Raw genomic sequence first — 13,390 nt, 5'->3', positions numbered from 1 at the left:
GGGCACCCGCTCTCGAGTGACCCCATAGGATTGGGGGCCGGTGGCATACCGGCCCCCAGCCAAACCACACACCAACCCCTGAGGATCGCTGCATGCCTGGCATCACGCGCGAGGAGGTCGCCCACCTCGCCCGGCTGGCGCGTCTGGAGCTGAAGGGCGAAGAGCTCGATCACTTCGCCGGCCAGCTCGACGACATCATCGGCGCGGTCGCCCGCGTCTCCGAGGTCGCCGACCAAGACGTACCGCCGACCTCCCACCCGCTGCCGTTGACCAACGTCATGCGCGCGGACGAGGTCCGTCCGTCGCTCACCCCCGCGCAGGCGCTCTCGGGCGCCCCGGCCCAGGAGCAGCAGCGTTTCAAGGTGCCGCAGATCCTGGGGGAGGACTAACCGCCATGACGGACATCAGTAGCATCATCAAGCTCACCGCGGCCGAGATCGCCGGGAAGATCGCCTCCGGCGAGCTGACCGCCGTCGAGGTCACCGAGGCCCACCTGGCCCGGATCGACGCGGTCGACGAGAAGGTCCACGCCTTCCTGTACATCGACCGCGAGGGCGCCCTCGCCCAGGCCCGTGCCGTGGACGCCAAGCGGGAGGCGGGCGAGAAGCTCGGCCCGCTCGCCGGCGTCCCGCTCGCGCTCAAGGACATCTTCACCACCAAGGACATGCCGACCACCGTCGGCTCCAAGATCCTCGAGGGCTGGGTCCCGCCGTACGACGCCACGCTCACGCAGAAGCTGCGCGCCGCCGACGTCGTCATCCTCGGCAAGACCAACATGGACGAGTTCGCCATGGGGTCCTCCACCGAGAACAGCGCCTACGGCGCCACCGGCAACCCCTGGGACCTCACCCGCACCCCCGGCGGCTCCGGCGGCGGCTCCTCCGCCGCCCTCGCCTCCTACGAGGCCCCGCTCGCCATCGGCACGGACACCGGCGGCTCGATCCGCCAGCCCGCCGCCCTCACCGGCACGGTCGGCGTCAAGCCCACCTACGGCGGCGTCTCCCGCTACGGCATGGTCGCCTTCTCGTCCTCCCTCGACCAGGGCGGGCCCTGCGCCCGCACGGTCCTGGACGCGGCGCTGCTGCACGAGGCCATCGCCGGGCACGACCCGCTGGACTCGACGTCCATCGACGCGCCGGTCCCGCCGGTCGTCGAGGCCGCCCGCAACGGCTCCGTACAGGGCATGCGCGTCGGCGTCGTCAAGCAGTTCCGCGGCGAGGGCTACCAGGCCGGTGTCCTCCAGCGGTTCGACGAGTCGGTCGAGCTGCTGAAGTCGCTGGGAGCGGACGTCGTCGAGCTGGACTGCCCCTCCTTCGACCTGGCGCTCTCCGCGTACTACCTGATCGCGCCGGCGGAGTGCTCCTCCAACCTGGCCCGCTTCGACGCCATGCGCTACGGCCTGCGGGTCGGCGACGACGGCACGAAGTCGGCCGAGGACGTCACCGCGCTCACCCGCGAAGCGGGCTTCGGCGACGAGGTCAAGCGCCGCATCATCCTGGGGACGTACGCGCTCAGCTCCGGCTACTACGACGCGTACTACGGCTCCGCCCAGAAGGTCCGCACCCTCATCACCCAGGACTTCGAGAAGGCCTTCGAGCAGGTCGACGTGATCGTCTCCCCGACGACACCGACCACCGCCTTCCCGATCGGCGAGCGCGCCGACGACCCGATGGCGATGTACCTCGCGGACCTGTGCACCATCCCCACCAACCTGGCCGGCAACTCCGCCATGTCGCTGCCCTGCGGCCTGGCCCCGGAGGACGGTCTGCCGGTCGGACTGCAGATCATCGCCCCCGCCACGAAGGACGACCGGCTCTACAAGGTCGGAGCGGCCGTCGAGGCCGCCTTCGTGGAAAAGTGGGGGCACCCGCTGCTTGAGGAGGCTCCGTCGCTGTGAGTGCCATGGCAAAGAAGGCCAGTAACTTCAAGAAGTCCAAGACCGGGCTGTACATCTCGCTCGGCAGTACCGCGTTCGGCGCGATCACCGTCGCCAAGCAGGCGAGGCTCGCGCGCGAGGACAACGACGTGCTGCGGCTCGTCGACGCGGCGGTCTCCGCGGCCGCCATCGTCACCGGACTCGCGATCCTCTATCGCGAACTGAAGCGTCTCGGCGACGACGACGTTCTGCTGGGCTGAGAGGGATAAGTTTCACCGTGACTGTCACTGACCTGGTGTCGTACGAGGACGCGCTCGCGTCCTACGACCCCGTCATGGGCCTCGAAGTCCATGTCGAGCTTGGCACCAAGACGAAGATGTTCTGCGGCTGCTCGACGGAGCTGAAGCAGGACGCCAACTCCCAGACCTGCCCGGTCTGTCTCGGACTGCCCGGCGCGCTGCCGGTCGTCAACGAGATCGGCGTGGAGTCGGCCATCAAGATCGGTCTCGCGCTCAACTGCGAGATCGCCGAGTGGTGCCGCTTCGCCCGGAAGAACTACTTCTATCCGGACATGCCGAAGAACTTCCAGACCTCGCAGTACGACGAGCCGATCGCCTTCGAGGGCTATCTGGACGTCCAGCTGGAGGACGGCGAGATCTTCCGGGTGCAGATCGAGCGCGCCCACATGGAGGAGGACACCGGCAAGTCGACGCACGTCGGCGGCGCCACCGGCCGCATCCACGGCGCGTCGCACTCCCTGCTCGACTACAACCGGGCCGGCATCCCGCTCATCGAGATCGTCACCAAGCCGATCGAGGGAGCCGGCGCCCGCGCCCCCGAGGTCGCCAAGGCGTACGTCGCCGAGCTCCGCGAGCTGATCAAGGCCCTCGGGGTCTCCGACGCCCGCATGGAGATGGGCCAGATGCGCTGCGACGTCAACCTGTCGCTGCGCCCGCACGGCCGCGAGGCGTTCGGCACCCGCTCCGAGACGAAGAACGTGAACTCGCTGCGCTCCGTCGAGCGGGCCGCGCGCTTCGAGATCCAGCGGCACGCCGCCGTGCTGTCCTCGGGCGGCACCATCGTGCAGGAGACCCGGCACTTCCACGAGGAGGACGGCTCCACCACGGCCGGCCGCATCAAGGACAACGCCGAGGACTACCGCTACTTCCCCGAGCCGGACCTGGTGCCCGTCGCGCCCGCGCGCGACTGGGTCGAGGAGCTGCGCAAGGGCCTCCCCGAGCTTCCCCGGCTCCGCCGGGCGCGGCTCAAGGAGGAGTGGGGCGTCACCGAACACGACATGCAGTCCATCCTCAACGCGGGCGCGGTCGACCTGATCGTCGCCACGACCGAGGCGGGCGCACCGTCGGACCAGGCCCGCAAGTGGTGGATGGGCGAGCTGGCCCGTAACGCGAACGAGACCGGCCGCGGCCTGGACGAGCTGCCGATCACCCCGGCGCAGGTCGCCCGGGTGGCCGCGCTCGTCGCCGCGGGCGATCTCAACGACAAGCTGGCCCGCCAGGTCATCGAGGGCGTCCTCGCGGGCGAGGGCGACCCGGACACCGTCGTCGAGAAGCGCGGCCTGAAGGTCGTCTCCGACGAGGGCGCGCTGTCCACGGCCGTGGACGAGGCCATCACGGGCAACGCGGCCATCGCGGACAAGATCCGCGGCGGCAAGGTCGCGGCGGCGGGCGCGCTCGTCGGCGCGGTCATGAAGGCCACCCGTGGCCAGGCGGACGCGGCGCGCGTGCGCGAGCTGATCCTGGAGAAGCTCGGCGTCGAGGGCTGATCACAGAAGCGTCCCCGAAGGGGCGGTGCACCTGTGCGTACTCACGTACGTGCGGGTGCACCGCCCCTTCGCGTGCTTGGACTTCCGGTACGGCCTCTTGGACGTTCACCACCGGTGCGTGCGCAGTCCTTCCCGACGCCACCTGGGCTGACTAGCTTCCCGGCTGTAACCATCGCAACCAGGAGGCTCTTTTGACCACGGACATGTCACGGCGACGGCTCTTCGCGCTGGGCGGCGGCGCGCTCGGCGCCGCTGCGGCCGGATCGTTCCTGCCGCCGTCGCTCCAGGCCGCCATCGCCGCGCAGCCCGCCCACGCGGGGTCCGGCGGGGGAGGCCTCGGCGCCATCAAGCATGTGGTGATCCTCATGCAGGAGAATCGTTCCTTCGACCACTACTTCGGCACCCTGCGCGGCGTACGCGGCTTCGGCGACCGCAACGCCATCGAGCTACCCACCGGCGGGACGGTGTTCGAGCAGCCCGCCGCGGCCGGCTCCACCGTGCTGCCCTTCCCGGTGCGCGGGGCGGCCGAGGCGCAGAAGAAGGACCTCCAGTACATCGGCGCCCTCGACCACTCCTGGAACGGCGGCGCGAAGGCCTGGGGCGGCGGCTGGATGAACGGCTGGATCAGCGCGAAGACCGCGGCGACGATGGCGTACTACGACCGCCGCGACATCCCGCTCCACTACGAGCTGGCCGACACCTTCACCGTCTGCGACGCCTACCACTCCTCGGTCCACACCTCCACCAGCCCCAACCGCAACCACCTGTGGAGCGGAAAGACCGGCTTCGAGCCGAACGGGAAGCGGGCCGTCGGCAACGACGCGTACAACGAGGGGACCCACCCCGGCTACGACTGGTCCACCTACGCCGAGCGGCTGGAGAAGGCCGGGCGCAGCTGGCGCACGTACACCGAGTGGGAGAACTTCACCGACAACCAGATCGAGTTCTACGCCACCTTCAAGGCGATCGCCCGCAAGGCGCTGGCCAGGACCGGCGGGCACACCTACATGGAGGCCTTCTACGCGAAGGTCCGGGGTGCCTCCGAGACCGAGCGCACCCGGCTCCTCGGGCTGCTGGAGGAGGGGGTCGCCACCCTCGACCGGCGCGAGCGCAGCCTGTTCGAGCGAGGGCTGCGCCGGGTTCCGACCGGGACGCTGGCGGACGAGTTCGCCAAGGACGTGGCGGCCGGGACGCTCCCCGCGGTCTCCTACCTGGTCCCCTCGGCGATCGACTCCGAGCACCCGAGCGTCTCCTCGCCGGTGCACAGCGCCACCGTCGTCTACAAGATCCTCGACGCGCTCGGCAAGCATCCCGACGTGTGGCGGCATACCGCCGTGCTGATCAACTACGACGAGAACGACGGCTTCTTCGACCACGTCCCGCCGCCCGTCGCACCCCCCGAGGTCACCGACGAACAGTGGGAGGGCCGACCCACCGGCCTCGGGATCCGGGTGCCGCTGCTGGTCGTCTCGCCGTGGACCGTCGGCGGGTACGTCTGCTCCGAGGTCTTCGACCACACCTCCGTCATCCGCTTCCTGGAGCGCTGGACCGGCGTGAAGGAACCCAACATCAGCGACTGGCGGCGTCGCGTCACCGGCGATTTGACCTCCGCCTTCGACTTCACCCGGGCCCGCCGGCAGCCCGCCGTCGAGCAGCCGGGGGCGATCCCGCCGCTGAGCGGACGCTGGCAGCCGAAGCCGCCCGCCGTCCAGCACCTCCCCGAGCAGGAACCCGGCGCACGCCCGGCGCGCCCGCTGCCGTACCAGCCGGACGCCCGGGCGAGGCGGTCGGGCGGCACCCTGCGCGTGGAGCTCGCCAACACCGGCCGGTCTTCGGCGCACTTCGCGCTGTACCCGTACGCCGGTGAGTTCCCGGCCCCGCAGCACAAGGACGTCCGGGATACCGCGCACTGGACCGTCCCGCTGACCGGGGAGGCGTACCGCTTCACGGTCACCGGGCCGAACGGCTTCCGGCGCGAGTTCGCCGGGCCGGCCGACGGGGGAGCGGAGGTCGCCTCCCGCATCGACCACCGCGACCGCGACCTGCACCTCACCCTGCGCAACACCGGCCGCCGGACTCTGACCTTCCTGGTGCGGCCGCTCGGCTACGTCGACGAGGACGACGTACGGGACTGGACCCGTCGGGTCACGGTCAAGCCGGGCCGCAGCCGGGCGCTCGTGCACTCGGCGGCCGACGCCCACGGCTGGTACGACCTCGCCGTCACCGTCGATGGGGAGGAAGGCTTCCGGCGGCGGCTCATGGGTCACATCGAGAACGGCCGCGCCAGCGTCTCCGGCTGACCCGGGCGGACCCAGGGGCGCAGGGCCTGGTCTGTCGCGTGCGGTGAACAGATCAAGCCCTGTGACCATGGCCACGAAACGGACAAAGGATCACCTTCTGCTGTCAGAGTGGCGATCGCAAGGTCGTGAGGCGTTTACGGGCAGATAACGTCATCTGTGGGTAAATGTTCCTACACCCACAGGGAGCTCATCCGTTGGCTGCCATCGCCCGCTGGTGCATCAGGCACCGCCTCGTCGCCGTTCTCCTCTGGCTCGCCGCCCTCGGCGGGGCCGCCGCCGCGGCGGGCTTCGCGGGTTCCGCGTACTCCAACGACTACGAGGTCCCCGGCACCGAGTCCGGCCGCGCCACCGAACTGCTCTCCCGCGGTTTCACCGACCTCGGCGGCGACACCGACACCGTCGTGTGGCACACCACCGGCTCCACGGTCCGGGCCGCCGACGTCGAGCAGACCATGACCCGGACGCTCCACGCGATCGAGGAGCTGCCGGGCGTCGGCGCGGTCACCGGCCCCTACGGAGGCACCGGCCCCGGCCAGATCAGCGAGGACGGCCACACCGCGTACGCCACGGTCACCTTCGACCACCCCGTCGACGAGATCCCCGCCTCCCAGGCCCGCGCCCTCGTCGACACCGCGAAGGGAGCCGAGGCCGACGGGCTCCAGGTCGAGCTGGGCGGCACCGCCGTCGCCCTCACCGAAGCCCCCTCCGTCCACCTCGCCGAAGGCGTCGGCGTCGTCGTCGCGGCCGTCGTGCTCTTCCTCGCCTTCGGCTCGCTCGCCGCCAGCCTGCTGCCCATCGCCACCGCCCTGGTCTCCGTGGGCACCGCCTACGCGGGCATCGTGCTCCTCGGCCATGCGATGACCGTGGCGGACTTCGCCCCGATGCTCGGCATGCTCATCGGGCTCGGCGTGGGCATCGACTACGCCCTCTTCATCGTCACCCGGCACCGCAGAGGCCTCCGGCGCGGCATGTCCGTCGACGAGGCCGCGCAGAACGCCGTCACGACCACCGGCCGCGCCGTCGTCTTCGCCGGGGCCACCGTCTGCATCGCCCTGCTCGGCATGCTGATCCTGCGGCTCGGCTTCCTCAACGGCGTTGCCATCGCCGCCTCGCTCACCGTCGTCCTCACCGTGATGGCCTCGGTCACCCTGCTGCCCGCGCTGCTCTCCCTCATCGGAATGCGGGCGCTCAGCCGCCGCGAGAGGCGACAGCTCGCCGAACACGGACCGCGGCCCGAGCTGCCTACCGGCTTCGCCGCCCGCTGGTCCGCCTTCGTGGAACGGCACCCGAAGCTCCTCGGCTCCATCGCGGCCGTCGTCATGCTGGTGCTCGCCCTGCCCGCCCTCGGCCTCCACCTGGGCACCTCGGACCAGGGCAACAACCCGGCCACCGCCACCACCCGGCAGGCCTACGACCTGATCGCCGACGGCTTCGGGCCAGGCGTCAACGGCCCCCTCACCATCGCCGCCCAGCTCGACGGCGCGGACGACCGGCTCGCGCTGGACTCGCTGCCCGAGAGACTGCGCACCACCGAGGGCGTCGACTCGGTCAGCCCGGTCACGTACAACAGCGCCGGCGACACCGCCTTCCTCACCGTCGTCCCCGCCTCGTCCCCCCAGTCACAGGACACCAGCGAGCTGGTCGACCGGATCCGCGACGACGTGCTGCCGCCGGTCCGGGACAACACCTCGCTGGAGGCGCACGTCGGCGGGGTGACGGCGAGTTACGACGACTTCGCCGAGATCATCGTCGGGAAACTGCCGCTCTTCGTCGGGGTCGTCATCTCACTCGGCTGTCTGCTCCTCCTCCTGGCGTTCCGCTCCATCGGCATCCCGCTCAAGGCCGCCGTGATGAACGTGGCCGCCGTAGCCTCCTCCTTCGGCGTCGTCGTGGCCGTCTTCCAGTGGGGCTGGGGGAGCGAGCTGCTCGGCCTCGGCAGCGCCGGGCCCATCGAACCCTTCCTCCCCGTGATCATGGTCTCGGTCCTCTTCGGCCTCTCCATGGACTACCAGGTCTTCCTCGTCGGCCGGATGTACGAGGAGTGGCTGGAGACCGGCGACAACCGGCGGGCCGTACGGGTCGGCCTCGCCGAGACCGGGCGGGTCATCAACTCCGCCGCCGTGATCATGATCTCCGTCTTCCTCGCCTTCGTGCTCAGCGGCGACCGGGTCATCGCCATGTTCGGCATCGCGCTGGCCACCGCCGTCGCCCTGGACGCCTTCGTCCTGCGCACCCTGCTGGTGCCCGCCCTGATGCACATGCTCGGCGGGGCGAACTGGTGGCTGCCGGGCTGGCTGGAGAAGCGGCTGCCCAGGATCAGCATCGAGCCGCCCGACTGCGTACCGCTCCGTGCGAAGATCCCGGAGACACGCGGTACGGGGGCGGAAGAGGGCGCCGGACCGGTGACGGGCCGCCCCGCCGAGAAGGAGCACGATGTTCGCCGTATCCCTGGGTGACGACGGGGCGGAGCTGTGCCCGCTGGAGGTCTGGCAGGCCGAGGAGCTCCTCGCCCACATGGACCGGGCCCGGGAGCTGGTCGACGCCTGGATCCCGCTCGCCGCGTCCGTCACCGACCTGGACTCGGCGCGGGCCCTGCTCCAGCGGTACGCGGAGAAGCAGGCGGCGGACACCGGGCGGCTGTACGGCATCAGGCTGGACGGCGTCCTCGTCGGCAGCGTCCTCTTCCGGATCTTCGACGCGGAGTCGGGCAACTGCGAGATCGGCGTGTGGCTGGAGCCCGCCGCCCAGGGCCGCGGCCTGATCACCCGCGCCGCCGAGCGCCTGATCGACTGGGCGGTGCAGATGCGCGGCATGCACCGCGTGGAGTGGGTCGCCTCCGCCGCGAACACCAGGTCGATCGCGGTGGCGCAGCGGCTCGGCATGACCCGGGACGGGGTGATGCGGCAGAGCTACCTCCACCGGGGCGTACGCCACGACACCGAGATCTGGTCGGTCCTCGCCCCGGAATGGCGGGCCCGCAGCGGGCGCTGAGCCCCGTCCTCGGCCCGCGCGCGGCCCCGGCGTTAAGCGGGCTCTCATCCGGGCCCTCTAGCGTGCGGCGAATGAACACCACCCCCTCCAGGACGACGACCCCGTCCACGACCAACCCGCCCGCCGGGACGACCGACCCCGCCGACGGCACCCCCGACACCGTCACGGAGGAGGCGGCCGCCAAGGACCCCCTGGTGAAGGACTCCGCGAAGGACCCCGTGACGGACTCCGCCACGGAGGACGCCACCGGTACGCAGACCGACGCCGCGCACTCCGGGACGGCGGCCCCCGAGGACCACGCCGGGCAGTCGGACGACGAGGACGATGACGACGCCCTGGAGCCCGACCCCTTCTACGAGGCCCGGCACGGCGTCGGCGCGGGCGCGGCGGCCGTCGTCTCCGCCGCCCTCGGCATCGTCGCCCTGACCGGCGCGTGGACCGGCCGGGTCGCCGCCGAGCGCGAGACGCTCATCGGCCAGATCCAGACCTCCGGCGGCGGCAGCGCGGCCCAGCAGATCTCCGAGATCTACGGGGACGCCTGGCACACCACCGCCCTGGTCAACGGCGTCTTCGCCGTCCTGGCCCTGCTCGTCGGCGTCTTCGTCCTGGTCCGCCCCGCCTTCGGCACCCCCTCCGAGCGTCCGCAGCCCACCTGGATCCGTGCGGTCGCCCTGGCCGGTGTCGCCCTAGGCGCCCTCGGCGTGCTGATCTCCGCGGGCATGTACTTCGACCTCTTCGTCTCCCTGCCCGCCGCGGGCGCCCCGGCCGGCGGCTGACCCCCCTGCTCACCGCCCCGTACGGCACGGGCCTAAGGCGTCCGCCCACCCCTCGGACACCCGAGGGCAGGTTCTAAGGCCCCCACCGCCACGAAGATGCGGAACTCGCCCGATGCGGCGCCCCCTCCTGGCCGACGACAGTGGACACACAGCGAACACAAGGTCCCGGCCGACCGGCCGGGCACCCCGCCGGTCCGCTGCCACGACCAGGAACCAGGGGCACCCCATGTACGAGTACGAGCTCTACCGCTCCACCTCCGCCGAGCTGATCCGCCGGGCCGACGCCGAGCGTGAGCTCGGCCGGGCCCGCCTCGTCCGCCGGGCCGCCCGCCGCTCCGGACGCGGTGATCCCGAAGGGAAGGTGGTGGAGGGCGACCGCACCCGCTTCGCCCCGGCCGCCTGACGGTGCCCGGGACCGGGAGCGCCCCCGCACCGGTCACCGGGCCCGCCGACGCCCCCTGCGGATCGGGCGCGGCGGGCCCGCACCGCGCCCGGAGCATGATCACCGTGCGCGAAAAGCCTCCCGCCGCCTCGTACGCGTATGCGATGCTCGGCGACGTGGAGACCAGGTCAGTCAGCCCCGTGTTCATCGGGCGCGCCGAGGAGTTCGCCGCGCTCACCGAGGCGCTCGCGCGGGCCGCGTCCGGCGACCCGCAGGCACTGCTGATCGGCGGCGAGGCCGGCGTCGGCAAGACCCGCCTGGTCGAGCAATTCGTCACGGCGGCCGAACGGCGCGACGCCGTCGTCGCCGTCGGGTCCTGCGTCGAGATCGGGGCCGAAGGACTGCCGTTCGCCCCCTTCCCCACCGCCCTGCGCGCCCTGCGCCGGGCCCTGCCCGAGGAGATGGCCGCTGCCTGCGCCGGCCAGGAGGGCGAGCTGGCCCGGCTCCTGCCCGAACTCGGCGAGGTCCACCGGGACGCGACCGACGAGCACAGCATCGCCCGCCTCTTCGAACTCACCGTACGGCTGCTGGAGCGGATCTCCGCCGAACGCGTGGTCGTCCTCGTCCTGGAGGACCTGCACTGGGCGGACGCCTCCACCCGGCACCTGCTCGCCTACCTCTTCCGCACCCTCGGCAGCGGCCGCCTCATGGTCGTCGGCACCTACCGCGCCGACGACATCCACCGCCGCCACCCCCTGCGCCCGCTCCTCGCGGAGCTGGACCGGCTGCGCACCGTCACCCGCGTCGAACTCGACCGGTTCAGCCACGACGAGGTCGGCCGCCAGCTCGCCGGCATCCTCGCCGAGACCCCCGCGGCCGCACTCGTCGACGAGATCTTCGACCGCTCCGACGGCAACGCCTTCTTCGTCGAGGAGCTGGCCCGCTCCCTGGAGTGCTGCGGCGACAGCTCCGGCCTGACCGAATCGCTCCGCGACCTCCTGCTCGTCCGCGTGGAGGCGCTCCCCGAGCACGCCCAGCGGATCGCCAGGCTGGTCGCCGAGGGCGGCTCCTCCGTCGAACACGAACTGCTGGCCACCGTCGCCGGCCTCGCCGAGGCCGACCTCGACGAGGCCCTGCGCGCCGCCGTCGGCGCCAACCTGCTGCGACCCTCGCCCGACAACGACGGCTACCGCTTCCGGCACTCCCTGGTCCGCGAGGCCGTCAGCGACGACCTGCTCCCCGGTGAACGCACCCGCGTCAACCGCCGGTACGCCGAAGCCCTGGAGGCCGACCCCTCCCTCGTCCGCGACGACGAACGCGCCACCCGCCTCGCCAGCTACTGGTACGCCGCCCACGACGCCGCCAAGGCCCTGCCCGCCGTGCTCAGGGCCGCGGTCGAGGCCCGCCGGCGCTACGCCTACTCCGAGCAACTGAGACTGCTGGAGCGGGCGATGGAGCTCTGGGACGACGTCCCCGACGCGGTGCTCGCCACCCTGCGCCCCTTCGACTACGCGGAGGTCTACCCGGCCTCCGGCTGCGACCCGGAGAACACTCCGCTGCGCTACCTGGACGTGATGGCCGAGGCCACCGTCGCCGCCCATTTCGGCGGCGACCGCAAACGCGCCCTGGCCATCTCCAAGAAGGCGATGCGGGTCCTGGCGTCCGAGGCGGACCCGCTGCGCGAGGCCTGGTTCTGGGTGCAGCGCAGCCGGCTGGTGCAGGGGCTCGACAAGGGGGACGGCTGGGAGGAGCTGGCCACCGCACAGGAACTGGTGCGCGGGCTGCCGCCGTCCCCGGTACAGGCCGACGTGCTGACCAACGTGGCCAGTTGGCGGGCGCTGCACCAGCCGGGCCCGCAGGCGCTTGCCGACAGCGACCGCGCGGTGGAGTACGCCCGGCTCGTCGGCGACGAGTACATCGAGCTGCACGCCCGCCTCACCCGGGGCTGGCTCACCGCGGACGCGGGCGGCGTCGAGGACGGCCTCGCCGAGATGTACGCGGTCCGGGACCGTGCCGAGAAGCTGCACCTCATGAACCTGCTGGGCCGGGTCAGCGTCAACCTGCCCTCCTCGCTCGAAGCGATGGGCCGCTCGCTGGAGGCCGTCGCCGCCGCCGACCACGGCATCGAGATATGCCACAGCCACGGCCTGGCCGACTCCGGGGCCTGGGTGTACGCCAACCAGTCGCAGTCCCTGTTCTCCCTCGGGCACTGGGCCCAGAGCGAGGCCGCCGCCGCGTCCGCCGCCCGCCTGGCGCTGGGCCCCCGGGCCAAGGGCGTCGCCACCCTCCGCCGTACCGAACTGGCCGTCGCCCGCGGGGACTTCGCCGAGGGCGAGGAGCTGCTCGCCCTGACCCGCAAGCACTTCGGCCAGCGCGATCCGCAGCCCCAGCACCTGATCGCCCCCGTCCGGCACACCATGCTCCTGGCCGCGGCCCAGGGCAGGCTCGCCGAGGCGCGGGACGCGTTCGGGGAGCTGGCCCGGCACGGCTTCCCGCCCGGCACCCAGCGCTACGCCCTGCCGCTGCTCCAGACCGCCGCCATGATCGAGGCGGACGCCCGCGGGCTGCCCGCCGCGGAACCGGGCCGCCCGGAGCTGCTCGCGCTGATCCGCCGGTGCGCGAAGAGCCTCCCGATGCTCGTCCCCGTGTGGGCGGCCCACGGCGTCCTCGTCGAAGCGGAGCTGGCCCGCGCGGACGGCACGGACACCCCCGGACACTGGGCGCGCGCCGCCGAGGCCTTCGGTCCGCTGAGCCGCCCCTACGAACTGGCCCAGATCCACCGCCGCTGGGCGGAGTCCCTGCTCATCGCCCCCGGCGACCGGTCCACCGCCACGGCCCTGCTCCACCGCGCCCAGGAGGCCGCCCACCGGCTCGGCGCCCGCCCGCTCGCCGAGGCCGTCGAACAGCTGGCGGCCCGCGCCCGCATCACCCTGGACGGCTCCGGCACGGCACCCGGCCCCGACGCCGGGATCCACCCGGCCGTCCTGACCGCCGTATCCGCCGGCGGGAGCCCCGAACCCGCGGCGGCCGACGGACAGGACCCCGCCATCGCCGCCGTGGCGTCCTTCGGGCTGACCCCGCGCGAGCAGGACGTGCACCGGCTGGTCGCGGCCGGGCACACCAACCGCAGGATCGCCGAGGAGCTGTTCATCTCGCCGAAGACCGCGAGCGTGCACGTCTCCCACATCCTGGCCAAGCTCGGCGTCTCCAGCCGCGGCGAGGCGGCGGCCCTCGCCCACCGCCTCCGCCTCTACCCGGCCGCGTAGGCCGTGGTCACGT

10 protein-coding genes are annotated in these 13,390 nt (G+C 72.3%); all 10 read left to right on the top strand.

The genetic code is table 11. The features are described 5' to 3' along the window. Nucleotides 1-92 precede the first annotated feature (92 nt). Nucleotides 93-389: an Asp-tRNA(Asn)/Glu-tRNA(Gln) amidotransferase subunit GatC gene (gatC, locus tag N7925_RS09045; RefSeq protein WP_003966094.1), complete on the top strand. Its 297-nt coding sequence runs from the start codon at nucleotides 93-95 to the stop codon at nucleotides 387-389. A 5-nt stretch (nucleotides 390-394) separates the two neighbouring features. Further along, nucleotides 395-1,897 carry an Asp-tRNA(Asn)/Glu-tRNA(Gln) amidotransferase subunit GatA gene (gene gatA, locus N7925_RS09040; RefSeq protein ID WP_265599156.1) on the top strand — a complete coding sequence of 501 codons (1,503 nt, stop codon included), beginning with the start codon at nucleotides 395-397 and terminating at the stop codon, nucleotides 1,895-1,897. A gap of 5 nt (nucleotides 1,898-1,902) precedes the next feature. Beyond that, nucleotides 1,903-2,136 (top strand): hypothetical protein, encoded by a 234-nt coding sequence (locus tag N7925_RS09035; RefSeq protein WP_030589646.1) that lies wholly within the window; start codon nucleotides 1,903-1,905, stop codon nucleotides 2,134-2,136. A gap of 17 nt (nucleotides 2,137-2,153) precedes the next feature. Then, nucleotides 2,154-3,662 carry an Asp-tRNA(Asn)/Glu-tRNA(Gln) amidotransferase subunit GatB gene (gatB, locus tag N7925_RS09030; RefSeq protein ID WP_274343574.1) on the top strand — a complete coding sequence of 503 codons (1,509 nt, stop codon included), beginning with the start codon at nucleotides 2,154-2,156 and terminating at the stop codon, nucleotides 3,660-3,662. 191 nt (nucleotides 3,663-3,853) lie between these two features. Further along, nucleotides 3,854-5,962, top strand: coding sequence for a phosphocholine-specific phospholipase C (locus N7925_RS09025; RefSeq protein WP_274343573.1), 2,109 nt, complete (start codon nucleotides 3,854-3,856; stop codon nucleotides 5,960-5,962). A gap of 194 nt (nucleotides 5,963-6,156) precedes the next feature. Continuing rightward, entirely contained in the window at nucleotides 6,157-8,418 is a 2,262-nt protein-coding gene (locus N7925_RS09020; protein WP_274343572.1) for an MMPL family transporter, read from the top strand. Next, the gene (locus N7925_RS09015) at nucleotides 8,396-8,953 is read left to right on the top strand and encodes a GNAT family N-acetyltransferase (protein WP_274343571.1); all 558 of its coding nucleotides are present in this window, start codon (nucleotides 8,396-8,398) and stop codon (nucleotides 8,951-8,953) included. Before N7925_RS09020 ends, N7925_RS09015 begins: the two co-directional genes overlap by 23 nt. A gap of 71 nt (nucleotides 8,954-9,024) precedes the next feature. Next, entirely contained in the window at nucleotides 9,025-9,729 is a 705-nt protein-coding gene (locus N7925_RS09010) for a hypothetical protein (protein ID WP_274343570.1), read from the top strand. A gap of 226 nt (nucleotides 9,730-9,955) precedes the next feature. Further along, the gene (locus N7925_RS09005) at nucleotides 9,956-10,132 is read left to right on the top strand and encodes a hypothetical protein (RefSeq protein ID WP_215104823.1); all 177 of its coding nucleotides are present in this window, start codon (nucleotides 9,956-9,958) and stop codon (nucleotides 10,130-10,132) included. Nucleotides 10,133-10,227: 95 nt separating this feature from the next. Continuing rightward, complete coding sequence (locus N7925_RS09000; protein ID WP_274343569.1) at nucleotides 10,228-13,377, top strand: helix-turn-helix transcriptional regulator; 3,150 nt, start codon at nucleotides 10,228-10,230, stop codon at nucleotides 13,375-13,377. Nucleotides 13,378-13,390 lie beyond the last annotated feature (13 nt).

The sequence above is a fragment of the Streptomyces sp. CA-278952 genome, assembly GCF_028747205.1.
Taxonomy (GTDB): Bacteria; Actinomycetota; Actinomycetes; order Streptomycetales; family Streptomycetaceae; genus Streptomyces.
This window is presented reverse-complemented; position numbering and strand designations above follow the sequence as displayed.

Bases quoted from the DNA above. Each gene is read 5' to 3' on its own strand.
- gatC (WP_003966094.1), top strand. From the start codon at position 93: ATGCCTGGCATCACGCGCGAGGAGGTCGCCCACCTCGCCCGGCTGGCG.
- gatA (WP_265599156.1), top strand. From the start codon at position 395: ATGACGGACATCAGTAGCATCATCAAGCTCACCGCGGCCGAGATCGCC.
- N7925_RS09035 (WP_030589646.1), top strand. From the start codon at position 1,903: ATGGCAAAGAAGGCCAGTAACTTCAAGAAGTCCAAGACCGGGCTGTAC.
- N7925_RS09015 (WP_274343571.1), top strand. From the start codon at position 8,396: ATGTTCGCCGTATCCCTGGGTGACGACGGGGCGGAGCTGTGCCCGCTG.
- N7925_RS09010 (WP_274343570.1), top strand. From the start codon at position 9,025: ATGAACACCACCCCCTCCAGGACGACGACCCCGTCCACGACCAACCCG.
- N7925_RS09005 (WP_215104823.1), top strand. From the start codon at position 9,956: ATGTACGAGTACGAGCTCTACCGCTCCACCTCCGCCGAGCTGATCCGC.
- N7925_RS09000 (WP_274343569.1), top strand. From the start codon at position 10,228: ATGATCACCGTGCGCGAAAAGCCTCCCGCCGCCTCGTACGCGTATGCG.